This is a genomic window from Pseudomonas sp. UYIF39, from assembly GCF_029963765.1.
Lineage (GTDB): Bacteria > Pseudomonadota > Gammaproteobacteria > Pseudomonadales > Pseudomonadaceae > Aquipseudomonas.
Genome location: NZ_JALBYU010000022.1, coordinates 1 through 26,143 on the forward strand (window position 1 = coordinate 1; position 26,143 = coordinate 26,143).

A 26,143-nucleotide genomic window follows, 5' to 3' on the forward strand; every position below is an offset into this window, starting at 1 on the left:
TCCGCGCGGTGGAAAACGGCACCCTGGACAAGGACGACAACCCGCTGAAAAACGCCCCGCACACCGCGGCGGAAATCGTCGGCGAGTGGACGCATCCGTACAGCCGTGAGCAAGCGGTGTATCCACTCGAAACCTTGATCGACGGCAAATACTGGCCGCCTGTAGGTAGGGTCGACAACGTGTTTGGCGACCGCAACCTGATCTGTGCCTGCCCGTCGATTGCGGACTACCAAGACGCCTGAAAACGCCGCTTAACCCCTGTAGGAGCTGCCGAAGGTTCGGGCCGCGTTCGGACGATCTTTTGATCTTGGCTTCTAAAAAATCAAAAGATCGCAGCCTCGTTTCACTCGACAGCTCCTACAGGACATCTGATTCAGAAATAACTGAGGACTCCACCATGTTCAGCAAACACGACCAGATCAAAGGCTACGACGACGAACTGCTGGCAGCGATGAACGCCGAAGACGCACGGCAAGAGCACCACATCGAGCTGATCGCTTCGGAAAACTACACCAGCCAACGGGTGATGGAAGCGCAAGGCAGCGGCCTGACCAACAAGTACGCCGAAGGCTATCCGGGCAAGCGCTATTACGGCGGCTGCGAACACGTCGACGTGGTCGAACAATTGGCCATCGACCGCGCCAAACAGCTGTTCGGCGCCGATTATGCCAACGTCCAGCCGCACTCCGGCAGCCAGGCGAACGCAGCGGTCTATCTGGCGTTGCTGCAAGCCGGCGACACCGTGTTGGGCATGAGCCTGGCCCACGGCGGTCACCTGACCCATGGCGCCAAAGTCAGTTTTTCCGGCAAGTTGTATAACGCCGTTCAGTACGGCATCGACACCGCGACCGGGCTGATCGACTACGACGAAGTCGAACGCCTGGCCGTCGAGCACCAGCCGAAAATGATCATCGCCGGCTTCTCCGCTTACTCGAAGACCCTGGACTTCCCACGCTTCCGGGCGATTGCCGACAAGGTCGGCGCTTATCTGTTTGTCGATATGGCCCACGTTGCCGGTCTGGTAGCGACTGGTCTGTACCCGAACCCGATTCCCTTTGCCGATGTCGTCACCACCACAACTCACAAAACCCTACGCGGTCCGCGCGGCGGCCTGATCCTGGCCAAGGCCAATGCGGAATTGGAGAAAAAACTCAACGCCGCGGTGTTCCCCGGCGGTCAGGGTGGCCCGTTGATGCACGTGATCGCTGCCAAGGCTGTGTGCTTCAAAGAAGCGCTGGAGCCAGCCTTCAAGACCTATCAGGCGCAAGTGATCCGCAACGCCCAGGCGATGGCAAAAATCTTTATTGATCGAGGCTACGACGTCGTGTCGGGCGGTACCGACAACCACCTGTTCCTGGTCAGCCTGATTCGTCAGGGCCTGACCGGCAAAGACGCCGACGCCGCCCTTGGCCGCGCCGGTATAACGGTGAACAAGAACGCTGTGCCGAACGATCCGCAATCGCCGTTCGTCACCTCCGGCCTGCGCATCGGCACGCCGGCAATCACCAGCCGCGGGTTCAAGGAAGCCCAGAGCATCGAGCTGGCGGGCTGGATCTGCGACATTCTCGATCACCTCGGCGATGCCGATGTCGAGGCGCAAGTCGCCCGGCAAGCCGCTGCAATGTGCAGCGACTTCCCGGTCTACCGCGACTGATTACACAGCACTGTCCCTGTGGGAGCGAGCTTGCTCGCGATAGCGGAGTGTCAGTCGACATCAATGTTGAATGATCAATCGCCATCGCGAGCAAGCTCGCTCCCACAGGTTCCGAAGCGATCTTGCCTCCACCACTAGAACAAAAGAAAAATACACATGAGCATAATTGTGGAGCCCGCCGGTAGAAGCCCGGTAAAAATGCAAGTCGGGGTCAAACTGCGCGGTGCAGAAAAAGTCGCGCGAATTCCGGTGAAGATCATCCCGACCGATGAGTTCCCACGCAAACCCGACTGGATTCGCGTACGCATTCCGATCTCCCCCGAGGTCGACCGGATCAAACAGCTGCTGCGCAAACACAAGCTGCACAGCGTCTGTGAAGAAGCCTCCTGCCCGAACCTCGGCGAGTGTTTTTCCGGTGGCACGGCGACTTTCATGATCATGGGTGACATCTGCACCCGCCGTTGCCCGTTCTGCGACGTCGGCCACGGCCGACCAAAACCGCTGAACGCCGACGAGCCGATGAACCTCGCCGTAGCCATCGCCGACCTGCGCCTCAAGTACGTGGTGATCACCTCGGTGGATCGTGACGACTTGCGCGACGGCGGCGCCCAACATTTCGTCGATTGCCTGCGCGAAATCCGCAAGCTGTCCCCGGGTGTGCAACTGGAAACTTTGGTGCCGGATTACCGCGGCCGCATGGACGTCGCCCTGGCGATCACCGCCACTGAGCCACCCGACGTGTTCAACCATAATCTGGAGACCGTCCCGCGCCTGTACAAAGCCGCGCGGCCGGGTTCGGATTTCGAGTGGTCACTGGACCTGCTGCAGAAGTTCAAGCTAATGGTCCCGCATGTACCGACCAAATCCGGCCTGATGCTGGGCCTTGGCGAGACCGACGAGGAAGTCATCGAAGTCATGCAGCGCATGCGTGAGCACGATGTCGACATGCTCACCCTCGGCCAGTACCTGCAACCATCTCGCAGTCACTTGCCGGTCCAGCGTTTCGTCCACCCCGACGTGTTCGCCTGGTTCGCCGAGGAAGGTACGCGGATGGGCTTCAAGAACGTTGCGTCCGGTCCTCTGGTGCGCTCGTCCTACCATGCGGACCAACAAGTTCAGCGGGCAACGAGCACTGTGGATTCCTTCCTTACTGCTGGATTCGATTCCCTTTGAAAGCCTCACGCCGTGCGTTGCGTTCTTCGATATAGGCGGCGCTCGGCTCGCTGATCAGCTCTTCACGGCGCAAGAGTTCGCCGCAATGTTCGCAAAGCGGCCCTAGTCCGGCGGGCTGGCCACAGGTTTGGGGGTGAGGTGATATTCATAACGTGGCGGCCGCTCGTTGAGCGGGACCGCCGGATAAGTCCGCGGACTCAGCCCTTGGCCGCCATCGCAGTGACTTCCACGCGCATGCCTTCAACCGCCAGGGAGGCGACGCCAACGGCGGCCCGAACTGGCCAGGGCTTGGCGAAGAAGCGCTGGTAGACCTCGTTGAAGGCGGCACGGTCGGCCATGTCGGTGAGGTAGATGGTCAAATGCAGAACCCGATCCATGGAACTGCCGGCGTGTTCCAGCGCAACCTTGAGCGCCTGCAGCGTGCATTCGCTTTGCAGGGCGATGTCGCCCAGTTCCAGACTGCCATCGGCGCGGGTGGGGATCTGAGTGGAGACCAGTAGACCGCCGAAACCGGCGACATCCGAGGAGATGGATTGCGGATCGGGGTCGGGGAGGAAGGTGAGGTCGTGGTTTGCCATGGGTGTCTCTTGCTTGAGGGGGTAAAGGGACCGTCGAGTATATATTGGCTGGAAAACTCAGTGTGGAACGCCCAGTTTGGTCGCGATATTTTCTGGCTTGAGACCTCGCCCATCGACTGAAACCAGCTCCAGTTTCTGTAACGGTTTACGGTCCTTTGCATCGACCATGACCGAGCCGACTTCGCCAGGTTCGGACATAAACTCGTTGCCCCACTACCCCGATTCAAGGCGCATTAACCACAACATAAGTCACATCGCTGCCCTGATACTGCGGTTGATACCAGGTTGAACCGCACTGCATGTAAGCCGTGTTGTACTGGATGACTTGCACGCAACTGGGGGGCAATTGCGCGGGAGTGAAGATCGACCCGACCACCGCCGCTGTCACCGCGACCGTTGCGGTGACGGCCGCCGCCGCGGCGAGCGGATGGTAGTGATCGTCGTAGCCATAGCGGCCTTGCCCGTCTACATCGATGTCCACGTCGCGGCTGTTGTCGATGTTGACGTTACGGGTGCTGTTGTTGATGTTGGTTCGGTTGCCGACCGTGTTTCCGGTGTTGGCCCGATTTCCAGAGTTGACCGTGTTACCGGCATTCGCCCGATTTCCAGAGTTGACTGTGTTGCCGGCATTCGCCCGATTTCCAGAGTTGACTGTGTTACCGGCATTCGCCCGATTACCCGCATTGACGTTGCTAGCGCGCTGCGCGGTATTGCCGGTGTTGATGCGCTGAGCCCTTTGGGCACTGGGCGGCGGCGCACGATTGACCGATGCCCTGGCTTGCCCTTGGGCGCGCTGGGGTCGGGCATCCACATAAGTGACCAGGCTCAGCGTCAGTACCGAAGTGGTTGCGAGCGATAACAACAGGCTCCACGACATCGTCCTGTTCATGTCATTCCCCTCCCTGATCACTGGCTTTCTTCAACGGAATCGCCACGTCGCCTTTAGCCGGCGCGAAGGTGAAGATCGAGTTCTTGATGCCCGGCTTCAGGTTCCAGCGATACACCGCGCTGTATTCCGGAAAACCCGGTTTATCGGTGGTAGTGATCACCAGTTTGCACGGCAGTGGCTTGTCGGATCGAGTGATCCACAACTGCCAGTCAACGCCCTCCTGCCGAAAGGCCAGGTGATCACACAGTTGCCCCTTGATCGTCGACGGACCGACGTACAGCGCCGCTTTCAGTGCATCGATCTGCGCCTGATCGCTGCCAAACAGAAACAGGTCCTCCATGGGCACCTGAATCCCATAATGATTTTCTATCATGTGCAGCGTATCGGAGATTTTAGGCGGTGCATCCACGGTGGTGTAGTACTTGAGAAACGGAGAATACTGGGTCAGTTTTTTGCCGTTGTAGAAGAACTCTCGCGTTCGAACATCGCCTTCCGTTTTGGCATACATCCGATCGCGACCCACCACTTTCAAGACAGTCGAGGCTTCGGTCTTGATCTTCTGGCCAGACTCCAGAACGGTATCCCGGGACACTTCGGCGTCGACCTGAAACGTCGGCAGACTGCGTAGGTAAGTGCCCATATCGATGAGTTTATCGACCACTTGCGGGTTGATTGTCGGGGTGGCGCCCGGTGTTGGCGGATCGTCGGCACGAGCCCCGGGGATCAGCGTCAGGGTGAACAACAGGCAGAAAACACTCGCGTTGGCTTTCATTGATCCCGCTCCTGGGCCTGTGCACGACTCTTAAGCCTAGACCCGGCGTAACCCGTTCGCCAGAAGGGCAAGAAACCCTATGGGCAAACCTGATTGGAGCACTCTATGATTGAACCCCATGACCACCACGCCTCCGATCCGCCAACCCTGCCCGCCCGGCGCCTGCGACTGCGGGCGTGACCCGCTGCTGGAAACACCGGGGGCGGACGTGCGCATCCTCTTTCTGACCCGTTCGGAAGAAAAGCGCTTGGTCGAACGCCTGGAAAACCTTCAGAGCCTGAGTGATCTGGAACGCCTGCAACAGCGAATGTACGAACAGTTGGGCATCCGCGTAGACATCGTTCCCAGTTTCAACGAAGTACGCACCATGCGTGGTATCGGTATTAACCTCGGCGAACAACCGGGGTTATGCCGCAAAACCCGTCAGTCAATTCCGGCCGCGATTCGCCGCGCACTGGAGAAGCGCCCGGAGATTGCCTACGAGCTGCTCAACGCCAACGACCTGTTGCGTGATGCGTGAAATCAGCCCCCTGAACAACGTCCTCGAAGCACCTGCAAAATTCGTTGCCATGCAACGAAACAGGATCAGCGGTCATACGCAGAGTCTGGCCCGCTGCTATGCCTTCTCATGGGAGCAATGGTATCAAGCCAGTCAGGGATGAAGCTGGACACTCAAGCGTGACCGTGGTCCCGGCGCCAGCCAGGTGCGCGAAGAGCAACAGGTGCCAATCCGTATCAGGAGGTGGCAAATGTTATTCATAGTCAGTTGGTCTATCAGTTCGGCAAATCGTAACAGCGCGATCGAGCGTTTCCTCAAGACCGGGGGTGCTCCACCCGCTGGCGTCAAGATGCTGGGACGCTGGCACGCCGTCGGTGGTGCAACCGGTTTTGGCGTGGCAGAGGCCAGTGATCCGGTAGCGATCCAGAAGTGGGTGCTGGAATGGAGCGACCTCATGACCATGGAGGTCCAGGCGGCACTGACCGATGAACAGATAGCGCCGCTGCTGGCGGCCGCTGTCGGCAAGCAATAGTCGTTGGGGCGGTGGGCGGTGGGTGCTGCCCGCCGCCCTGTTCCGGTCTATACCTATCGCACTTTGCGCAACAGAAAGTGCGATAACGCCGGGATCAGTACCAACGCCCCGACCATGTTCCAGACGAACATGAACGTCAGCAGGATGCCCATGTCCGCCTGGAACTTGATCGGCGACCAGGCCCAGGTGATGACGCCTGCGGCCAGAGTGATGCCGACCAACGCCACGACTTTGCCAGTGAACGCCACAGCGTTGCGATAGGCCTCGGTCAACGACAGCCCGGCACGTTGTTGCGCCAGTTGCACGCTCAGCAGGTACAGCGCGTAGTCCACGCCGATCCCCACACCGAGTGCGATCACCGGTAGCGTGGCGACTTTCACGCCCATGCCGAGCCAGACCATCAGCGCTTCGCACAAAATCGACGTCAGCATCAACGGCACCACCGCCACCACCACCGCCCGCCAACTGCGAAAGGTGATGAAACACAGCACAATCACCGCGCCATAAACGTACAACAGCATGGTGCGGTTGGCATCGCGTACCACGATATTGGTCGCGGCTTCGATCCCGGCACTCCCGGCGGCGAGCATGAACTGTCGCTCGCCATTACTGTGTTCGCGGGCGAAGGTTTCGGCCACTTGCACCACGCGATCCAGGGTTTCGGCCTTGTGATCGGACAGATACGCGACGACGGGCATCATTGAACAATCGTTATTGAACAAGTCCGGGCTGCTGACCGAAGCCTGCTGTGCGCCGTAGTTCAGCACGTTCTGGTTGCGGGCGATGGTCAACCACTTGGGGTTGCCTTCGTAGGAACCGGCGGTGATCTGCCGTACAGCGTTGACCAGTGACACGGTGGTTTGCACGCCGGGTTGCTGCTGCAACAACCAGCCCAGGCGATCGGCCTCCACCAGGGTTTCGTACTTCAAACAACCTTCACTGGGGGTCTTGAGCATGATTGCGAACTGGTCGCTGGACAGCGAATAGTTGGCGGTGATGTAGGCGTTGTCGCGGTTATAGCGCGAGTCAGAGCGCAGTTCCGGGGCGCCGGGGTCGAGGTCGCCGATCTTCAGATGATGGCTGACAACAACCCCGCCCACCGCCAACAGGCCAGCGACAGTGACGGCGATGGTGGCCCAGCGACGTTCGGTGAACTTGTCGAGAAAACTCCAAAGCGCGCCCATGCCTTTGCCACGCAGCTCGTCGCTCTCCGCCCGCAAGCTGCGCACGGCAGCCTTGCGACTCACCCCCCAATAAGACAGCAACACCGGCAGCAGCACCAGATTGGTGAAGATCAACACCGCGACACCAATGCTGGCGGTGATCGCCAGGTCCTGGATCACCGGTATGTCGATCAGCATCAACACCGCAAAACCCACGGCATCCGCCAGCAACGCGGTCAGGCCAGCGAGGAACAGACGGCGGAAGGTGTAGCGTGCGGCGACCAGCTGGTGAGTGCCGCGCCCCACGTCCTGCATGATCCCGTTCATCTTCTGCGCGCCGTGAGACACGCCGATGGCGAACACCAGGAACGGCACCAGAATCGAAAACGGGTCCAGCGCAAAGCCAAACAGTGCGACCAAACCCAATTGCCAGACGACCGCGATCACCGAACAGAGGATCACCAGTGCCGTGCTGCGCACGCAGCGGGTGAAGAAAAAGATGATTGCCGTGGCAATCAATGCGGCGGCGCCGAAGTACAGCATGACCTGCATCAGGCCATCGATCAGGTCACCCACCAGTTTGGCGAAACCGATGACGCGGATCTTGATCGGACCTGCGCCCTCCTCGCCTGCGACGCGAACAGCACCGTCGAATTCATACTTGTTGCGCAGTTTCTCTTCGAGGGTTTTCGAGAACTGGTGGTAGTCGATGCCTTGCCCGGTGACCGGGTCTTTCTCCAGCAGCGGCACGAAAATCATGCTCGATTTGAAGTTGTTGCCGATCAGACTGCCAACAATCCCCGAACGCGCGATGTTCTGGCGCAACTGCTGCACGCTCCCGGCTGAACCGTCATAGGAATCGGGCATCACCGGGCCGCCCTGGAAGCCCTCTTCGGTCACTTCGGTCCAGCGTACCGCCGGGGTCCACAGCGACTTCATCCAGGCACGATCAACGCCGGGGGTGACGAACAGTTCGTCGTTGATTTCCTTCAAGGCATCCAGATAGTGCGGGTCGAAAATGTCACCGTTGCTGCTCTCCACCACCACCCGCACCGCGTTGCCCAGACCGCGCAGGGCCTGACGGTTCTCCAGGTAGTTTTTGATGAAGGGCTGACTGTGGGGAATCATCTTTTCGAAGCTGGCATTGAGCGTCAGCCGTGTGGCGGCGAAGTAGCTCAATGCAACCGTCACCAACAGGCATGCCAGCACCACCCACAGGCGATTATTGAAGATCAGCCGCTCCAGGCGGTTACCAGAACGAACGTCGAAGCCCTTGAGCTCGCGAATGACCGGCATTGTTTCGAGTTCGTAGTGACCCATCATGTAGTTCTCTTTGTAATGCCCGGCTTATTCGAGGTGTAACTGCCGCAGACCACGAGCGCCCGCGAGCACCAGTGCGTCGCCAGTGGCCACTTGCGCGGCGGCCACCGGGGCCAGTGCGGTGTGCGTCTGGATTTGAAAACTCGCACCGTCATCAACGCTGACCAGCACATGGCCGGCCTGGCTGACCAGAACGATCCGGCCGTCGGCGGTGACGCTGCTGGCGGTGATGCTCAGGGGCAGGCCGAGGTCGATTTTGTTCCAGCTCGTCCCGCCATCGGTGCTGCGAAAAACATTGCCGCGCAGACCAAACACCAACGCTGCACCCGGTTTGCCGGTGATCCCGAAAAAGCTGCCATTGTAAGGAGTAAGGGTGGCGTTGAAGCGGCCGCTGGCGCGGTCCAGTTTCATCACCAGCCCCTGCTCGCCGACAACGAACAAATCGTCACCCACTGGCCGCAGTGCGTAGAGGTTCAGAGCATTGGGGTTGTCGGTGTGCTCAAGCAACGGCGTCCAGCTGAGGCCGCCGTTGTCAGTGCGAAAAATCAGGTTAAAGGCGCCGACGATGTAGCCGACCCGATCATTTTCGAACCAGACATCGAGGAAGGGTTTATCGGCGCCCTCATCGACCATACGTTGAGCGTCGCCGACCCGCGCTTGCAGGGCCGAGTCATCCGGTTGGCTGGCAAGTTGATGCTGATAGTAATCAAGCATGATCGGCCCCACCTGACGCCCGTCCAGTTGCCGGCTCCAGGTCTGGCCCGCGTCACTGCTGTGCAGGACCACACCATCGTGCCCCACCGCCCAACCTTGTTGCGCCGTCGCAAAGTGCACGGCAACCAGGTCTGAACTGACCGGTACCTGCGCCTGCTGCCAGTGCTGGCCAGCGTCATCGGAATAGAGAATGTGCCCGCGCTGACCCACGGCAATCAGCCGCTCGCCGGCCCGGGCCAGCCCGGTGAGCGTGGACTGAGCGGCAATATTGCTGCGCAGCGCCGGTGTGTCGAGCACATCGGCAAACTCGCTGGCGATCACCGGGCGGGTGAACGGAACGGCCATCGCTGCCGCCAATGCGGCAAACAGGGTCCACTTGATCATTGTCATTATTATTATCTCGGGTGCACACCACAGTTCCCTTGTGGGAGCGGGCTTGCTTGCGAAAGCGGTCTGACAGACAACATATTTGTCGAATGTGCCGCCCTCTTCGCGAGCAAGCCCGCTCCCACATGGGATTGCAGGGTTTAACGGATGCCGGTACCGGCCAGCGACTCGGCAGACCATTGAGCCTTGGACAGTGGATCGATGTACTTGAGGCCACCGTAAGGACCGTAGAAACCGTTGACGTTGTACGCACCGGAAACCAGGTCATAAAGCATGTGGTTGATGGTGTCCGGGGCCTGCACGTCATAGCTGTAGGTCAGGTGCGAGAAGCCGCCACGGTAGAGCTGGCCACGACCGTCATACTCGTCGGAAGCCAGAGCGATCCAGCTGTCCTCGTCGAGGTAAAAGGTGCGTTTGCTGTAGATGTGGCGTTTGCCCGGTTTGAGCGTGGCTTCGACCACCCACACCCGGTGCAGCTCCCAGCGCAGCAAGTCGGGGTTGACGTGGTTGGCAGTCATCACATCGGCCGCGTCCTTGTGATAGCTCAGCTTGTAAGTGTTGTACGGCACGTAGAGTTCTTTCTTGCCGACCAGTTTGAAGTCGTAACGGTCCATTGCACCGTTGAACAGGAACGCGTCGTCATAGGTCGCGGCGCCGACGGTGCCAGGGTTCGGCGTGTCGTAGGCCAGGTCCGGCGCCAGTTTCACCCGACGTTGCCCCGGCAGGTATTGCCACGCACGACGGGGCTGCTTCATCGGGTTGACCGAGTCCATGAGCAACAACGCTTCACCGGCGCGACGGGCCGGGCCGGAGTAAGCCAGTTTTATTTTGTAAAACACCTCATCAGCCGATACAGGGCCGGCCGGGCGTGCCGGCGAATACAGCGGGTATTCGATGAAGAAGTTACCGGTGGAACTCAGGGATGCAGCGCCGGAGGAGTCTACGTTCCACGAGTCGTACTTGTTGGTCATGGCCACGCCTTGATAACGCAGCAAATGGTTCCACATGGCTTCGTTACCGTCGGCCGGGATCGGGAACGGCACGCCCGGCAGGACATTTTCCAGCGACAAGCCACCGTCGGTGGTCTTGGCAGTCACGGCGTTTTTCGCGGTGTTGTCCAGCACCCCTTTAGGCAGTGCAACACTGCGGTGGGTCGGGTACACGTCAAGGCGATAGGACGGGTAACGGGTAAGCAACGCCTGGGCCGTCGCGGTGAGTTTGTCTTTCTGCTCGGCAAGGTTTTTTGTGGTGATCACCAAGCGCGGCTTCTCAGCGTCGAACGGGTCCGGACGGAATGAGTCACCGGACTTGAACCCGGCCGGGATCGCGGTCAGCCCGCCGGTGTAGGCCGGAATGCTGCCATCGGCGTTGGCGGCTTTGTCGGCGCCGATCGAGGTCAGGCTGTTGCCGAGTTTAGCGGCCTGATCGGCGCTGACTGCCGCGTGAGCGGAGCCTGCGACGGCTAGCGCCAGGGCGCTGGCCAATACTGATTTGACGAAATTCATAGGGTGTCTCCTGTTGACTCACAGCTCGAAGATCAGAGGGTGGTTTTAAAAGTGAAAGTGACCATGCCGCGATCCTTGAGCTGGGCCACGGTACCGGCAAACGCAGTGGTCTGACCGGGAACGCAGTTGTACTGACCATTGGCGCCAGGAGCGGCACCATCCCCCCGTGCCCCGGCACTGCCGGCGGAGTCGCAGGTGTCGAAGTCACCAAAGTTGTCGACGTATTTGAGGTCGAAGCGGTATTGGCTGCGCACGTCCATGCCGACGCCGACCGAATAGCTGCCGGTGCCTTTGTTGCCGCCCAGTTGCACGGAGGACTGCCCTGCAAGGCCGACGTTGTAGCTGACCGGCAGGGACATATCGATGCCGGGGAACACCTGGTACCAGGTCGGGTTGAAGTTCATGCCCAGGATGTAGTTGTCCTTGGAGACCTTGTCGACGCCGTGGTACCAGTCCTCGCCCTTGAACAGTTGCTTGTTTTCAGTCACATCCAGCCAGCGGCTGTAGCCCAGTTCGACCAGCAACGTGGAGGAATCCCAAAGCGGCGTATCGCCGAACGTGGTCAGGCCGTTGAGCACTGCGTGCACGGTATTACCGCGCGCCACACCGTTGTCCCCGTCAAAGCTGGCAATAAATCCGGGGGCCTTCGCCGCGCCCAAAGTCGGATTGACGGTGGCCGGCACGCTGGACAGCGGCATGTTGTGGCGATAGTTGAGGTCGAAACCGACGCTCACGCCTGCGATGCTTTTGGCCAGGCTGAAACCGTAGACGTCGATGTCGTCGACGTAAAACTGGTTGTAACTGCCGGCGTTGCCGGAAATCAGCTGCGCCGGCCCGACGGCGGTCGGTTGCAGCACCAGATTGGGCAGGATGTCCGAGGTTTTGCGGTAGTAAACACCCAGGGTGCCGTCGAGCCACGCCGGGCTCCACTTGGCCATCAGGCCGAAGTCACCGTGGTTGTCAGGCGTGTACGTGTGGCCATTGGTGAGTCGCAGGAACTGATTGGCGCCCAACGGACCGGGTGTACCGAAACGAGGATTCTGCGCGGCGATCAGCGACAGATTGTGGCCCCCGCTCTGGATGCCGTCGTTGAAGCCCAGGTACGTGCCCGACTCCGGCAGCCGTGCGGCGTCCCAGTCGAGGAAGTACTGCGCGGCCAGGGTCAGTTCCTGGTTGACGGTGAAGCTGGTCGACAGCTGATTACGCGGGATGAACAGCTCTTTGGCTTCGGTGCCCGGCACGGCAAGTGCCTTGGACAAATCCAGACCCGACTGGCCATAACTGTTGCCATGAGCGAAGGCCAGCACGCTTTCACCCCAATACAGGGTGTGCTTGCCCGCCTTGCCACTCAGCAGCGATTCGTCGCCCACCTCGGTACTGCCGAAAACAAAGGCGTCGAGGATCTCCGAGGACGGACCGTTGTAGTAACGGTCGGCATAGCCGCTCTGGTGCCGCGAATCGGGCTTGCCATTATTGAGCTGATTGGTCGCCGCGTTATCGCTGCCAATATCGTCATAGGCATGGTCGTACCAGCTGTTGGCACTGACCCGAAAGCCCATCTGTTTTTTGTACACTACGTCCAGTTCCGACAGCACATCAAGACGCTGGGCTACTGGGCTGCCGGACGAGAAATTGCGATCACCGTCGTTGTTGTTCCACGCGTTGGCCAACTTACTGTTCGGGGCTTCGACCCGCTGGGCGTAGTTGAACTTCAAGGTGTTGTCGAAGCGTACCGACACGTCCTCATTCCCCGTATCGAACTCGAACGCCTGCACAGGCGTCATTCCCAGCCCGGTGAGAATCGCCGAGGCCAGCAGCCCGCGCCGCAGATTTGGATGGCAGATCTTATTGTTGTTATTCATCTAGCGTGCTCGCCTTCTCTGTGGTTTCACGAAAAGTCATTCAAGAAAATGCCGGATCCGGTGGCGTGCCTTGGCTCTATGGGGCACAGGCCGGATCGGTCGAGGCTGTTGTATCGCGAGCGGTGGGTAGGTCGCCGGTCAATTGGGCCAAATCATCGGTCAGCGCAATCCGGGCGAAAAAAAAGCCTCCGCGGACGTGGCCCGGGGAGGCTTTTCATTATTGGCAGTCAACCCTGCGATCGATAATCCGTCGGCGATAACCCGGTCCAGCGTTTGAAGGCACGGGTGAAGTTGCTGGTGTCACTGAAGCCAAGCAGGAAGGTAATTTCGGTCACCGGGCGCGATGCCTGGCTCAGATAGCTGCACGCCAGTTCCTTACGGGTGTCATCGAGCAATTGCTGAAAATGGGTGCCACGCTGGGAGAGTTTGAGCTGCAACTTGGTCGGGCTCATGCACAACGCACTGGCGACCTTGTCTCGAGTGCAGTCGCCGTTGGGCAGGAATTCGATGATTTTCTGGGTGACCCCGGTGATCACATCGTTCTTGTCCAGGCGCGCCAGATAGCCGATCACGATGTTGTCATTGACCTGCGCCAATTCAGGGCAGGAGCCGGTCAGCACCTGCAGCAGGTCTGCCTTGTCGAACACCAGCAGGCTGGAGGCCTGTCTGAACAACACCGGCGCACGGAACAATGCTTCATACGGGGCCGCGCCCTCATGCGGCATCGGGCGGCGCATTTCCACGCGCACGGGCTTGAACTCCTGCTTGTAGAGCAACCGCATCACCCGGATCAGAAAAGCGAAAAACGCATCTTCCGTCTCGCCGCAGAGCTCGACCAAATGATCGAACCGCAGCAAAACGTGCTCGTCGGTCTGGCTGACATTGGCCTTGGCGACCTGGGACACCAACCGGAAATAGCGCTCCAGGCGCCGGCAGAAATCCATCAAGGACCCGCTGGCGGCCAGGGAATAACCCAAGGCATGCAAGTGAGTGAGATGGATATGCTTGGCCACGGTCAGGCCAAAATACGGATTGTTGGTCACATCGACGCAGGCCCGATACAGCCGCGTCATGATAGTGGCCGGCAATCGGGTCAGCGGGTCGGTGGACTGGCTCAGCGGAATGCCTGTGGCGATGAAAATCCGTTTGCTGTCGATGCCACTGGCGTCCAGCGCCTGCGCAATCGCCACGGTATAGCTGCCGATGGTGGTAGGTTGCAGCGCGTCTTCATGCAACGGAATTTCGGTACCGGGCGTATCCATTTTCGAACCTGACATGGGCCTGACTGCTGGGGATGCGAGCACCGATACTCGCCCCCGGTTCTGCATCGGTCAATCACCTGCTCAGGGCTTGTACGTGATGTTCCGATGCTTGGCGCGATAGTCACCTGTCCCAGTGACCGTTGAATTCATTCTATTGACCAGTGACGACCCGGCGTTCTGGACACAATGCGTTGAAGTTGTGCATCGAACAAAGAGAAGAACGCATGAACGAGAACACGCAATTCGATTACATCGTAGTGGGCGCAGGCGCTGCCGGTTGCGTGGTCGCCAGTCGTTTGTCGGAAGATTCGAATATTTCAGTCTGTCTGCTGGAAGCCGGCGGCCCCGACACCCATCCGCTGGTGCATATGCCGGCCGGCGTCGCGGCGATGGTGCCGACCTCGATCAACAACTGGCAGTACCAGACCGTGCCGCAAGCCGGCTTGAACGGCCGCATCGGTTATCAGCCACGGGGCAAGACCCTGGGCGGCAGTTCTTCGATCAATGCCATGGCCTATCACCGCGGTCATCCGCAAGACTTCGATCGCTGGGCCGCCCTGGGTAACCCGGGATGGAGTTACCGGGAGGTGCTGCCGTTCTTCAAGCGCGCCGAGCACAACGAACACTTCAAAGATGAATTGCATGGCCAGAACGGCCCGCTGAATGTGCGTTTCCACTCCTCGCCCAATCCCTTTGGCGAAACCTTTGTCGAGGCCGGCGTACAGGCGGGTTACCCGGCCTGCCCCGACCAGAACGGCGCGAGCATGGAAGGTTTCGGTCGTGTGCAGGTCATGCAAAAGGACGGACAGCGTTGCAGCGCGGCCAAAGCCTATCTGACGCCGAACCGCCACCGGACGAATCTGCACATCGAAACCCACGCCCACGCCACGCGCATCCTTTTCGACGGCAAGCGCGCCATGGGCATCGAGTTCATGCAAAACGGCGTCAAGCGTACCTTGCACGCGCGTCACGAGTTGATTCTGAGTTCCGGGGCCTTCAATTCCCCGCAGCTATTGCTGCTGTCCGGTGTGGGGCCGATTGGCGAATTGCTGAAATTCGACATACCGGTGGTCCATGGGCTGCCGGGCGTGGGCCAGAACCTGGTGGACCACATCGACTACGTGCATTCCTACCGCGTGAAATCCCGTCACCTGATCGGCCTGTCGCTGGCGGGCGCCTGGGACATCGCCAAAGCGGCTATCCGTTACTGGCGGCGACGCAGAGGTCCGCTGACCACCAACTTCGCCGAGGCCTGCGCCTTCGTTCAGACCTCTCCCGAGCTGGATCAGGCGGACATTGAACTGGCCCTGACCATCGCCATGTTTGCCGACCACGGCCGCACGCTGTATCGCGGTCATGGCCTGAGTATTCATGCCTGCCTGCTGCACCCCAAAAGCGTCGGGCAACTCAGCCTGGCCAGCGCGGACCCCATGGTCCCGCCACTGATCGACCCGGCGTTTCTGACCCACCCGGACGACATCAAGACGTTGATCAAAGGCTATCGCGTCATCCAGAAGGTGATGGCCACACCAGCCTTCCAGGCATTCAGTCCAAAAGATGTCATTGAGGAGCCGATGTTCACCGACGCCGAAATCGAACGCGTCCTGCGCGACCGATCCGACACCCTCTATCACCCGGTGGGCACCTGCAAAATGGGCGACGACGCGATGGCGGTGGTGGATGCCCGATTGAAGGTCCATGGCCTTGAAGGCTTGCGCGTGGTCGATGCCTCGATCATGCCGACTATCATTGGATGCAGCACCACCGCCGCCACGGTGATGATCGGCGAAAAAGCCGCCGAATTCATCCGTCAGGACCGTGTAACCAGCGCCTCTCTTTCCTCGAAGGACGATCATGAATCCAGTACCCGCCCTTACCCCGCATAAGCTTCTTGTGGTTGCAGCGGTTGTCGAACTGGCGACCGGCGTGGCGCTGCTGCTCACGCCAGGCCTTGTCTGCAACCTGTTGCTGGGAATGACCGCGACGGACGCGAACAACCTCATCGCCCGCTGTTTTGGCATCGCGCTGATTGCGCTCGCCATCGCGTGTTGGCCCCGAGCGGACAACCCTGCCGCGTTGCGTTCGATGCTGTACTACAACGGGGCGATTGCGTTGTACCTGGCGTACATCGGCGTGTGGGTCGGCGGTGGGTTATTGCTTTGGCCCGCAGTGGTATTGCATGCCGTGATGACCGCGTTGTTTCTACGTCGTTAACCTCCCCCCACCTCTAAATTCATCCAAAGGAGTACGCACATGGGCGTATTGGACGGCGTTCGTATCGTCGAAATCGCCGGCATCGGCCCGGGGCCGTTTTGCGGCATGTTGCTGGCGGACATGGGCGCCGAGGTGATCCTTGTCGAGCGCTCGGTGACCAAGGGCGCTGACATGCTCGACCTGGGCAAGCACGCTATCGTCAATCGCGGCAAACAATCGATTGCCCTGAACCTCAAAGACCCTGAAGCCATCGAAGCGGTGTTACGCCTGATCGAGGGCGCCGACGCGTTGATCGAAGGCATGCGCCCTGGCGTCATGGAGCGTCTGGGCCTGGGCCCCGACGTGTGCCTGGCGCGCAACCCACGGCTGGTTTACGGGCGCATGACCGGTTGGGGTCAACAAGGTCCGTTGGCGCAGGCCGCCGGGCACGACCTCAATTACATCGCGCTGTCCGGCGCCTTGTGGTTCAGTGGCGAGGCCGGCCAGCCACCGATGGCGCCCCCTACCCTGGTGGGCGATCTGGGCGGTGGTGCGTTGTACCTGGCGATGGGCATTTTGGCCGGGATCATCAACGCCAGCACCAACGGTGTCGGCCAAGTGGTGGATGCGGCGATTGTCGATGGCAGCGCCAACCTGATGAACCTGTTGCTGTCGGCGCACGCTGCCGGCCAGCAGCCGCTGGAACGAGGTTGCGGGCTGCTCGATGGCGCGCACTGGGCCCGCACTTATGCATGTGCCGATGGCTTGTTTGTCAGCGTGCAGGCCCTCGAACCGCAGTTCAACGCTCTGCTGTTCAATAAACTCGGACTGGGTGACGACGCGGATTTCAAGGCCCCCTACGATCCACGTTTGTGGGGGCCGTTGCGTAAGCGACTGGAAGCCGTGTTTGCCAGCCAACCGCGCCAGCACTGGATCGATCTGCTGGAAGGCACCGATGCCTGCTTCGCCCCGGTACTGACACCGGCCGAAGCCCTGACGCATCCGCACATGGCCGAGCGTGGCGTGTACTCGCGTCAGAACGGCGTACTGCAGGCCGCACCGGCGCCACGGTTTTCAGCGACGCCTTCGGCGGTTGGCAGTGTTCCGTCTCGAGGGGAACACAGCACAGGCATTCTGCGCAAAGCAGGCTTGAGCGAAGAGCAAATCCAGCGATTGAGCTGATCTCTGTAGCAGCTGGCGCAGCCTGCGTTCGGCTGCGAAGCAGTCGTGAATCAGGCGACGCGGTAATCCAGGAAGACCGCGCACTCAGATGTCACGACTGCTGCGCAGCCGAACGCAGGCTGCGCCAGCTGCTACAGGTTGCGTTCACCGCTACGGGATTGTCCTCAGTTTTTCAGGAACACCGCCACAGGACTGTCCTCACGCAACGCGTAACAGGTATTGAGCAGTTGACCGGTGGCGTTGCTGTAAGCCTCGGTGTCTGCCGCCGTGCGCGGTGCAACCATCGCCCGGGCCATGGGAATAGTCTGAAACGCCGTCGTAGCGATTGGCAGCAGTAACTCGGTCAAATGCACGCAGCCACCGATCCCGCCAAACAGCTCTTTGATCCGACGCGAGAACCCTGGCCCGATCCGCTCGCGGAGCAATTTTTCATAGCCCGGCATGGCGCCGCGACATTGGCTGGTGGGCACGTCGGGCATGGCGACATGCACCTCACGCACAATAAAGTCATCGTCCAGGGTCAGACGAATCAGCATTCCATGATAGGTCTGCTCCGCCGCCACGATCCGGCCTTCCGCCAGGGTCACTGGATGAGTTTTGCTGTCGCTCAATCGTCCTTCGATGTCCCACAGACCATCCGTACGCAAATAGCCCTGGCACTCAACCTTGCGCCGGTGAATCAACCGGCGGCCCCACTCGTCGACTTCCTCGATCATCATTCAAATCGTCCTCTTGCGACGGCGGCGCCAGACCAGCACCCCCACCAGCAACGCGATGATTGCAAGGACCGGCGGCGCGGCAGCCTTGAGCTTGGGCATGACCACATGCTTCAAGGCATACAACTGCCCTTGGCGCATGTAGTCATAACCCGCGGGCATCGGCAGCACACCGTTGGCGCGGGCGTATTCGGCGTAGTCGGCCTGCATGCGCTGGAAGCGCTCCGGCATCTGCTGCTGCAAGTCGACCACTTCACCGGGGTCGGTGGCGATGTTGTAAAGGTGCCATTGTTCGTTGCCCACCGGTTTCAGGCTCCTCACCAGTTTGTAGTCGCCTTTGAACAATGCGGCGCTCCCGGACAGCTCATAACCGATGGCCTGATCCTCGGGATGCACTCGCTCGGAACCGCCTTGGAGCACCGGCACCAGACTGCTGCCGATCAACGGTTCCACGGCTTTTCCCCGGTAATGGCCGTCGTGGGGTTGGATACCGGCCACCTCCAGCAGCGTCGGGACAATGTCGGTGACATGGGTGAAGGTTTTGGCAATGTGATTGGCCTGGATGCCGGGCACCCCGGAAACGATCAATGGGGTGCGCAAGCCGCCCTCGCCCGCAAAGAACTTGTAGCCGCTCAAGGGCGAGGCCGCGGCGCTGGCCCAACTTGGACCGATACTGGTGAAGGCACCCTTGCTGCCCAGGCGATCGAGTTGACGGGTGTAGTTCATTTCCAGCCACAACCGCAGCGCTGGAAGGGTGTAAGGATCGGTGGGCTCACTGCCGTTATCGGACAAAAACACGAACACGGTGTTGTCGTACTCCCCCGTGGCTTTGAGATGAGCGATCAGGCGACCGATCTCGCGGTCCATGGTTTCGCCCATGCCGGCATAGACTTCCATGCGTCGTGCTTCGTAGCGTTTTTCGTTCTCATCCAATGCATCCCAGTCGGCGGTGCTGGCCATCGTCTGCATACCGACTCCCGCGGGAATCAGCCCCAGTTCAACCGCTCGGTCGCGACGAGCCTTGCGCAATGCGGTCCAGCCTTCGTCATAGCGACCGCGGTATTTGTCGATGACATCCTTGGGCGCCTGGACGGGAACGTGATTGGCCTGAAAGCCCAGATACGCGAAGAAAGGTTTGCCGTCCTGCCGGTCGGCGGCGATGTAATCCATGGCTTTGTCGACGATGAAGGTCGATGAGTAATAGTCCTTGGGCAAATGCGCCGGCTGTCCGTTCTCGAACCAGGCAGCCTTGTCGTAAAGCGGCGCATACGGCCGCTCTTGCCAGTTGTCAGAGCCGCTGTCGGCCTGGATGAACGAGCGGTCGAAACCGCGGTTGTTCGGCAAGGTGTCAGGGGTTTTGCCCAAATGCCATTTGCCGGTGATGTAGGTGTGATAACCGCCGTCCTTGAGCAGGCTGGCGACGGTGATCGCATTGTCGTTGAGCACGCCGCTGTAACCGGGTTTGCCCAGGTGTTCATCGGGCATGGTTTCCGGCATGTTGCCGACGCCGTTGCGGTGGTTGTCGACGCCCGTCAGCAGCATCGAACGTGTGGGCGAGCAAGAGGCCGTGACATGGAAGTCCGAGAAACGCACGCCTTCGCGGGCCAGGGTGTCGATGTTGGGCGTGGCGATTTCGCTGCCGAACGAGCCGACATCGCTATAGCCCCAATCGTCGGCCACCAACACCACGATATTCGGGCGCTTGGGCGTTGCAAAACTTTGGGTGACGAAGGCTAGACAACACAGGGCCAGGGCAAGCGGTTTCCACGAAATCATTCACAGGTTCCTTTGCTTTTTTTTGTGGGAGCGATGTCTGGCTCAAATCAGGGCTTCAAAAGAGCGCCGATGACCCGGCGAAACAGCCGGCCATAGGGCGGGCGCAAAACGCCCATGACGTCCCATTTCGGTGGTGTGAACACCGAACGTTCCAGGCTGAAGGCCTTGAACCCATACCCTCCTCGGTAACGACCAAACCCCGAGTGACCACAGCCACCAAACGGCAAATCCGTCTGGAACAGGTGCTGCATGACTTCGTTGAGACACGCGCCCCCCGAATGGGTACGCTCCAGCACATGCCTGGCTTCAGCGCGGTTGTCACCGAAGTAATACAGCGCCAAGGGCCGCGGACGCGCATTGATGTACTCAAGCGCTTCGTTGATATGGCGATACCCGCGAATCGGTAGCAACGGACCGAAGACTTCTTCTTGCATCGCCAGTGTCGTGTCCGGAGGATCAACCAGCAGGGTCGGTGCGATCTTGCGTGAAGCGCTCAAGTCCTCGTTGCCCGGATTGACCTCGATCACCCTGACGCACTGTTCGCGGGCGTCTTGCAGACAGGCCTGCATCCGCCGGTACTGCCCGGGCGTGGCCATGGCCGTGTAGTCAGGATTGTTCAGCAGGGTCGGGAACAGACGCTGCAATTCGAGTTGCATGACGCTCAACAAGCGCTCGAGGTCATCCTCGTGCACAAACACATAGTCCGGCGCGATACAGGCCTGACCACTGCTGACCCCCTTGCCGCCCCAGATGCGTCTGGCAGCGTTTTCCAGGTCAGCGCCGCGACCGATGATGGTCGGGGATTTGCCGCCCAGTTCCAGGGTCAACGGCGTCAAATTTTCTGCCGCAGCGCGCATCACCAGACGCCCGACCCGCGGGCTGCCGGTAAACACCAGATGATCGAGTGGCATGGCAGAAAACGCCGCGCCCAGTTCAGCGCCGCCAATAAAGGCAGCCACCTCGCTGTCATCGAACGCCTGAGCCAGCAGCTCAATCAGCACGCCCGCTGTTGCCGGTGACTGGTCAGAAAACAGAATAATCGTCCGGTTACCGGCTGCCAGCGCTTCGGCCAGCGGCCCAAGCGCGATGGCAATCGGAAAATTCCACGGGGAAATAATGCCGATCGTGCCCAATGGCTGGAAATGAATTTCCGCCCTGGCACCCAGCCAGCCGCTGCCCAGTTCGGCTTTGCGCCGCTGCGGTTTCATCCAGCGGTGAACATGGTCGCGGGCGTACTTGAGGCCCTGGACCGGCAACAGAACATCGGCCATCAGCGATTGGTCATGGCTGCGCCAGGTGAAGTCGCTGGCCAACGCCTCGCACAACCGCTGCTGATTTTTCAGCAACAGAACGATGACCCGGTTGATGCGCTCGATGCGCAATTCAGCAGACGGAGGCCCTTCGGCCAGGGACGCGGCTTGCTGGCAGGCGAGCACAGCACGGACCCGCTCGGGTGCAGACTTAGCGCTGGCGGATTTATCGCCAGGCGTTTTGAAGTCGTGCAGTGCAGAGTGCATGTTCAAGCTCCTATCGTGCGGGCTCATTGGGGCCTACCAGTTCGAAGTCTGGAGAGAACTTGTCCAGCGAGCCGAGCACGTCATAGACCGCTATTTTGCTGCCATCGATCTTCAGGTCCCCTTTGAAGACCGCCTCGATCGGCGACACTTTCTCCGCCAGAATCGCGTTCAGCGTCTCGCGTGTCAGGGTCAGGGTGGCATCGGCCTTGTCGGCGTTGTAATCGGCGATATAAGTCAACGCCGAGTTCTCCAGGTTGAGCGTGTAGCGCTTGCCCGACGGACCGACATCCGTGAAGTTCCAGTTGAGGACAATGTGTTTTCCCTCTACATCCGGGGCCTTTAGACGCACACCCAGGTAATCGAAAATATTGTCGATGGTCAGCGCCCGAAGCATGTCGGGGCTGGCGGTACGCAGCGGTGAAGCGAGTTTTTTACCACCGCTGCGATGCTCCATGGCGGCAGCCAGATAGCTGTTGCGCTCTACCGCCGATTCGGCCTGGTAACCCAACTGCTCCAAGGCATCAGCCGCCAATTCCCGAGCCGCGCTGTTGCTCGGTTCGGCGTACACCAAATGGCTCATGGCTTGTGCCACCCAGCGGTACTGGCCGTTGGCGAAGTCAGTGCGGGCACGGGCCAACACGGCGTCGGCACCGCCGCCGTACTCAACGAATTTCTTGCCGTAATCACCGTCGGACAACGCATCGAGATTGGCCGGATTGGCGTCATACCAGCCCATGTATTGCTGATATACCGCCTTGGCGTTGCGTTGTACCGAACCGTAAAACCCGTGGGTGAAGGCCTCACTGGTCAGGCTCGCAGGGACGTGATTGCGCATGTATTCGCCAATCTCGACCGGTTTGTAGCCCTTGTTGACCAGGCGCAATGACTGGTCATGCAACCACTTGTACATGTCCCGTTGTTTGGACAAATAGTTGACTACGCGGTCATGGCCAAAGACCGGCCAACCGTGTTGCCCCACCAGGACATCGGCGCCTGGGGCGAACTGATGCAGCGCCTCATTGAGGTACTTCGACCAGGCCAGGCCATCACGGATCGTCGCCCCACGCAATGTCAGCAATTGATGCTGGGTCGGCAGTGCCAGCTCGCCGGTATCGAGCACCTTGAACTGGGGAAAGTAGTGGATGAACTCGGCCGGTGCCTCGGTGCCGGGAGCAAGCATGTTGACGATCTCTACACCATCGATGGTCAGCGTCTGCACCGGCTGATTGAGCTCGAGGGTCGGCGCGATCATCGTGATGGTGCCGTTGGACAATGCCTTGGCACCGCCGAGGTCGATCTGGCCCTGGGCGCTACGCGGCAAGGTCGTACCAAACTGGTACTCGGCGCGTCGGCTCATGGCGTTGCCGGCCATGACGTTCTCGGCGACCGCCGTTTCCGTGAACCCTGCCGGGGCAATGATCTGCACTTTGCCTGACTTCACGTCCTCCTCATCGACGATGCCGCGAATGCCCGCAAAGTGATCGACGTGACTGTGGTTGTAGAACACCGCCACAACTGGCTTGCGCGGCCGATGCTGGTAATACAGCTCAAGCGAGGCATGCGCCACTTCCGTGGCCAGGTTGCAGTCAATGATGATCAGGCCGGTGTTGCCTTCGATGATGGTCATGTTGGTCAGATCAAGACCGCGCACCTGATAAAAACCTTCGGTGACCTTGAACAACCCGTTGGACATGCTTTTGCGGGCTTGCTGCCACAGGCTCGGATTGACCGTCGCCGGTGCATCGGCGCTGCCGAGAAACTCGTAACCTTTAAGGCTGTACACCACATGACCGTCGGCAGCGGTGGTTTCGGCGTCTGGCAGGCTGGCGATAAAGCCGCGCTGGATGTCGGCTTCCACCGCCTGATCCACCGGAGGCATGCTCTGCGCGGTGGCCGCGTGGACCGCAATGGTCGCCGCCGTCGCCGCTTTCTGCCCCCCCTGGCCGGCGATGTTGTCCACCACAGGCCCAGACACGCCGGCTTGACCGCGTGACCAGTGCAAAGCCCCGGCAATACTGGCAGCCAGCACCGACACCGTCAGCACGACACGGAAAGTTTTCATCTCAGGGTCTCTCATTGTTATTTGGATTGCCATTGCGATGGTGCAATCAAGCACTGGTAACTTGCCGGTCTTCTCGATCAATTCGTCAGTCTTCACAGACCAGGCAACACCCAATGTCACTGAGTCATGAGGACAACTTGTGGGAGCGAGCTTGCTCGCTCCCACAGGGATTGCAGGGTCTTAAGTTTCTACTGCATCCCTCCCCCCTGCGGACAACCGCTTTCGTTGCAATGACCTGCGACAGCACCGCGTGCGTTCCTACTATCGGCCCATCAACGACGCCAACAGAGCGCTAACAATAAGGGGAGTTGTCATGAGTGAAGATGTCTTGCTGTACGAAATCGTCGGCCCGGTGGCGCGCCTGACGCTCAATCGGCCAAGGGCCATGAACGCTCTGAACCTGGCGACACTCGCCGAGCTCGAACGCTGCCTAAATGACATTGCCCTGAACGATGAATTGCGAGCGGTGATCCTCACCGGCAACGGCCCGGCCTTCTGTGCTGGCGCCGACCTGAAGGAAGTGCTGGCTGGTGCCAACTTGGCAGCGGGCGAAGCCGACTTTCTCGACCGTGCCAATCAGGTCTTCGGTCAGCTGCGCAACTTTCCCAAACCGGTGATCGCAGCGCTAAACGGCGTGACCATGGCCGGCGGCCTGGAACTGGCCATGTGCGCCGATATCGTGGTGGCGGCGCAAACCGCGACCCTCGCCGACGCTCACGCCAACTTCGGCGTCTACCCCGGCGCGGGTGGCGCGGCGGTGCTGCCACGGTTGATCCCGCTGAACATGGCCATGTACTTGCTGATGACCGGCAAATCCCTCTCGTCCACCGAAATGAAAGTCTACGGTCTGGTGTGTGAAGTCCACGCCGACGCCGAACTCGCCGACGCCGCCCTGGTGCTGGCCAATCAGATCGCGAAAAAAAGCCCGATCGCCCTGCGCCGCATGAAAGAAGTGGCCCGCGCCTCCGCCGACAAGTCCCGCGACGACGCCTTGCAGCACGAGCAAGTGATGCTGCGTCAGCACCTGCGCACTGCCGATTTCCAGGAAGGGCTGCAGGCCTTTGGCGAAAAACGCGCACCGAACTTCAAGGGCCGCTAGGCCGCCACGTCCCCGCCATCTCAGGAACAGACAATGAACGATATCTACGTAGTGGGCGTCGGCATGACGCCGTTTGGTCGCTTGCTGGACCGCAGCGTCTACGACATGGTCGACGAAGCCGTGGGCCTGGCGCTGAAAGATGCCGGCGCCACCACCGCTGACGTCGGCTCGGTGTACTACAGCACCATGACCAATGGCATGTTGCAGGGGCAGACCGGTATTCCCGGTCCGATCGCCATGCGTCGCATCGGCATCGAAGGGGTACCGGTGTTCTCGGTCGAGAACGCCTGCGCGTCCGGTTCTTCGGCGTTCAACCTTGCTACCCTGGCACTGCGCGCCGGTCAGTGCGACATCGCCCTGGCGGTCGGCGCCGAGAAGATGAACATCACCGACAAAGCGAAGATGTTCGCTGTGTTCGACGGCGGCTGGGACGTGTCCACGGTCGAGCAGAACAAACACACCCTGCTGGCCATGGGCGAAGGCATCGTGCCACCGCCGGGCACCGTTTCCGAGCGCCCTTACAGCGTGTTCATGGACGTGTATGCCTCCATTGCGCGCAACCACATGCTGCGTTACGGCACCACGCAACGGCAGATCGCCGCAGTGGCCGCAAAGAACCACCAGCACTCGGTGAACAACCCTCTGGCCCAGTTCCAACAAGCGTTCAGCATTGATGAAGTGTTGGCCTCGGCAGCGATCTGCTACCCGCTCACCACCCTGATGTGCTCGCCGATCAGCGACGGTGCCGCGGCCGTTCTGCTGTGCAACGCCGAAGGCCTCAAGCGCTTGAAGAACGACGGTGATCGCGCCGTGCGCGTGCTCGCCAGCGTGGTGCAAACCGGCAGTAACCGTGGTCTCGATGAGCCGGAAAAAATCGTTGCCCACCTGGCGGCGAAAAAAGCCTACGCCCAGGCCGGCATCAACCCTTCCGACGTCAACGTCGCGGAAGTCCATGACGCCTCGGCCATCGGTGAAATCCTCAATGCCGAATCGCTGATGCTGGTGCCCTTCGGCGAAGGTGGCCCGGCGGCCGAACGCGGTGACTTCACCGTCGGCGGGCGCCTGCCGATCAACCCGTCCGGCGGCCTCGAATCCAAGGGCCACCCGATCGGCGCCACCGGTCTTGGCCAAATCCATGAACTGGTCACGCAACTGCGCGGTGAAGCCGGCAAGCGCCAGGTCGAAGGCGCGCGCATTGCCATTCAGGAAAACGGTGGTGGCCTGTTCGGCATCGAAGAAGCCGTGGTCGCCGTCAACATTCTCGCCAACAAAAACATTTAAGGAGAAC

General features: G+C 60.3%; 23 protein-coding genes. 10 read left to right on the top strand and 13 right to left on the bottom strand.

The features are described from left to right. The 3 genes from MO767_RS23885 to lipA form a co-directional block, all read left to right on the top strand. The coding region (locus tag MO767_RS23885) for a hypothetical protein (protein WP_282482518.1) at window positions 1-242 on the top strand (242 nt) is incomplete at its 5' end. 155 nt (window positions 243-397) lie between these two features. Then, window positions 398-1,654 (top strand): serine hydroxymethyltransferase, encoded by a 1,257-nt coding sequence (gene glyA, locus MO767_RS23890; protein ID WP_282482519.1) that lies wholly within the window; start codon window positions 398-400, stop codon window positions 1,652-1,654. Between the two features lie 156 nt (window positions 1,655-1,810). Beyond that, window positions 1,811-2,827 carry a lipoyl synthase gene (gene lipA / locus MO767_RS23895; protein WP_282482520.1) on the top strand — a complete coding sequence of 339 codons (1,017 nt, stop codon included), beginning with the start codon at window positions 1,811-1,813 and terminating at the stop codon, window positions 2,825-2,827. Between the two features lie 197 nt (window positions 2,828-3,024). On the opposite strand, the gene MO767_RS23900 is transcribed toward lipA, so the two are convergent. Genes MO767_RS23900 through MO767_RS23915 form a run of 4 tightly spaced genes read right to left on the bottom strand, consistent with a single transcriptional unit; the run spans window position 3,025 to window position 5,066 of the window. Beyond that, the gene (locus tag MO767_RS23900) at window positions 3,025-3,405 is read right to left on the bottom strand and encodes a RidA family protein (RefSeq protein ID WP_123369193.1); all 381 of its coding nucleotides are present in this window, start codon (window positions 3,403-3,405) and stop codon (window positions 3,025-3,027) included. 57 nt (window positions 3,406-3,462) lie between these two features. Continuing rightward, the gene (locus MO767_RS23905; RefSeq protein ID WP_282482521.1) at window positions 3,463-3,603 is read right to left on the bottom strand and encodes a hypothetical protein; all 141 of its coding nucleotides are present in this window, start codon (window positions 3,601-3,603) and stop codon (window positions 3,463-3,465) included. A 25-nt stretch (window positions 3,604-3,628) separates the two neighbouring features. Continuing rightward, window positions 3,629-4,294, bottom strand: a complete 666-nt coding sequence (locus tag MO767_RS23910; RefSeq protein ID WP_282482522.1) for a hypothetical protein — start codon at window positions 4,292-4,294, stop codon at window positions 3,629-3,631. 1 nt (window position 4,295) lies between these two features. Continuing rightward, window positions 4,296-5,066, bottom strand: a complete 771-nt coding sequence (locus MO767_RS23915) for a DUF2092 domain-containing protein (protein WP_282482523.1) — start codon at window positions 5,064-5,066, stop codon at window positions 4,296-4,298. Window positions 5,067-5,184: 118 nt separating this feature from the next. Here MO767_RS23915 and MO767_RS23920 point away from each other — a divergent pair, with 118 nt between their 5' ends. Together MO767_RS23920 and MO767_RS23925 are read left to right on the top strand one after the other, a co-directional pair. Next, window positions 5,185-5,586, top strand: a complete 402-nt coding sequence (locus MO767_RS23920) for a hypothetical protein (RefSeq protein ID WP_129436701.1) — start codon at window positions 5,185-5,187, stop codon at window positions 5,584-5,586. Window positions 5,587-5,815: 229 nt separating this feature from the next. Beyond that, window positions 5,816-6,097 (top strand): DUF3303 family protein, encoded by a 282-nt coding sequence (locus tag MO767_RS23925; RefSeq protein ID WP_282482524.1) that lies wholly within the window; start codon window positions 5,816-5,818, stop codon window positions 6,095-6,097. Window positions 6,098-6,150: 53 nt separating this feature from the next. Here MO767_RS23925 and MO767_RS23930 read toward each other — a convergent pair whose 3' ends face one another. The 5 genes from MO767_RS23930 to MO767_RS23950 all read right to left on the bottom strand — a co-directional run bounded on the left by MO767_RS23930 (window position 6,151) and on the right by MO767_RS23950 (window position 14,325). After that, a complete protein-coding gene (locus MO767_RS23930; protein ID WP_282482623.1) occupies window positions 6,151-8,580 on the bottom strand; it encodes an MMPL family transporter in 2,430 nt (809 codons plus the stop codon). A gap of 27 nt (window positions 8,581-8,607) precedes the next feature. Further along, window positions 8,608-9,684 carry a YCF48-related protein gene (locus MO767_RS23935; protein ID WP_282482525.1) on the bottom strand — a complete coding sequence of 359 codons (1,077 nt, stop codon included), beginning with the start codon at window positions 9,682-9,684 and terminating at the stop codon, window positions 8,608-8,610. Between the two features lie 137 nt (window positions 9,685-9,821). Further along, window positions 9,822-11,186: a DUF1329 domain-containing protein gene (locus tag MO767_RS23940; RefSeq protein WP_282482526.1), complete on the bottom strand. Its 1,365-nt coding sequence runs from the start codon at window positions 11,184-11,186 to the stop codon at window positions 9,822-9,824. Window positions 11,187-11,218: 32 nt separating this feature from the next. After that, entirely contained in the window at window positions 11,219-13,048 is a 1,830-nt protein-coding gene (locus MO767_RS23945; RefSeq protein ID WP_282482527.1) for a DUF1302 domain-containing protein, read from the bottom strand. 227 nt (window positions 13,049-13,275) lie between these two features. Beyond that, the gene (locus MO767_RS23950) at window positions 13,276-14,325 is read right to left on the bottom strand and encodes an AraC family transcriptional regulator (protein ID WP_282482528.1); all 1,050 of its coding nucleotides are present in this window, start codon (window positions 14,323-14,325) and stop codon (window positions 13,276-13,278) included. Window positions 14,326-14,534: 209 nt separating this feature from the next. On the opposite strand from MO767_RS23950, the gene MO767_RS23955 reads away from it, so the two are divergent. From MO767_RS23955 to MO767_RS23965, 3 genes are read left to right on the top strand one after another with little or no spacing between them, the layout of a single operon-like run. Next, window positions 14,535-16,196, top strand: coding sequence for a GMC family oxidoreductase N-terminal domain-containing protein (locus tag MO767_RS23955; protein ID WP_282482529.1), 1,662 nt, complete (start codon window positions 14,535-14,537; stop codon window positions 16,194-16,196). Then, complete coding sequence (locus MO767_RS23960; RefSeq protein ID WP_282482530.1) at window positions 16,165-16,524, top strand: hypothetical protein; 360 nt, start codon at window positions 16,165-16,167, stop codon at window positions 16,522-16,524. Before MO767_RS23955 ends, MO767_RS23960 begins: the two co-directional genes overlap by 32 nt. 39 nt (window positions 16,525-16,563) lie before the next feature. Next, on the top strand, window positions 16,564-17,685 hold the full coding sequence (locus MO767_RS23965; protein WP_282482531.1) for a CaiB/BaiF CoA-transferase family protein: 1,122 nt from the start codon (window positions 16,564-16,566) through the stop codon (window positions 17,683-17,685). 164 nt (window positions 17,686-17,849) lie between these two features. Here the strand turns inward: MO767_RS23965 and MO767_RS23970 are convergent, their stop codons facing one another. Genes MO767_RS23970 through MO767_RS23985 form a run of 4 tightly spaced genes read right to left on the bottom strand, consistent with a single transcriptional unit; the run spans window position 17,850 to window position 23,756 of the window. Continuing rightward, window positions 17,850-18,404, bottom strand: coding sequence for a DUF2889 domain-containing protein (locus MO767_RS23970; protein ID WP_282482532.1), 555 nt, complete (start codon window positions 18,402-18,404; stop codon window positions 17,850-17,852). Beyond that, window positions 18,405-20,177 carry an arylsulfatase gene (locus MO767_RS23975; protein ID WP_282482533.1) on the bottom strand — a complete coding sequence of 591 codons (1,773 nt, stop codon included), beginning with the start codon at window positions 20,175-20,177 and terminating at the stop codon, window positions 18,405-18,407. A 47-nt stretch (window positions 20,178-20,224) separates the two neighbouring features. Further along, a complete protein-coding gene (locus MO767_RS23980; RefSeq protein ID WP_282482534.1) occupies window positions 20,225-21,694 on the bottom strand; it encodes a coniferyl aldehyde dehydrogenase in 1,470 nt (489 codons plus the stop codon). 10 nt (window positions 21,695-21,704) lie between these two features. Beyond that, window positions 21,705-23,756 (bottom strand): alkyl sulfatase dimerization domain-containing protein, encoded by a 2,052-nt coding sequence (locus MO767_RS23985; protein ID WP_282482535.1) that lies wholly within the window; start codon window positions 23,754-23,756, stop codon window positions 21,705-21,707. A 313-nt stretch (window positions 23,757-24,069) separates the two neighbouring features. Between MO767_RS23985 and MO767_RS23990 the strand changes: the two genes are divergently transcribed. Both MO767_RS23990 and MO767_RS23995 read left to right on the top strand, forming a co-directional pair. Beyond that, window positions 24,070-24,855, top strand: a complete 786-nt coding sequence (locus MO767_RS23990; RefSeq protein ID WP_282482536.1) for an enoyl-CoA hydratase/isomerase family protein — start codon at window positions 24,070-24,072, stop codon at window positions 24,853-24,855. Between the two features lie 33 nt (window positions 24,856-24,888). Beyond that, entirely contained in the window at window positions 24,889-26,136 is a 1,248-nt protein-coding gene (locus MO767_RS23995) for a thiolase family protein (RefSeq protein WP_282482537.1), read from the top strand. The last annotated feature ends 7 nt before the right edge of the window (window positions 26,137-26,143 follow it).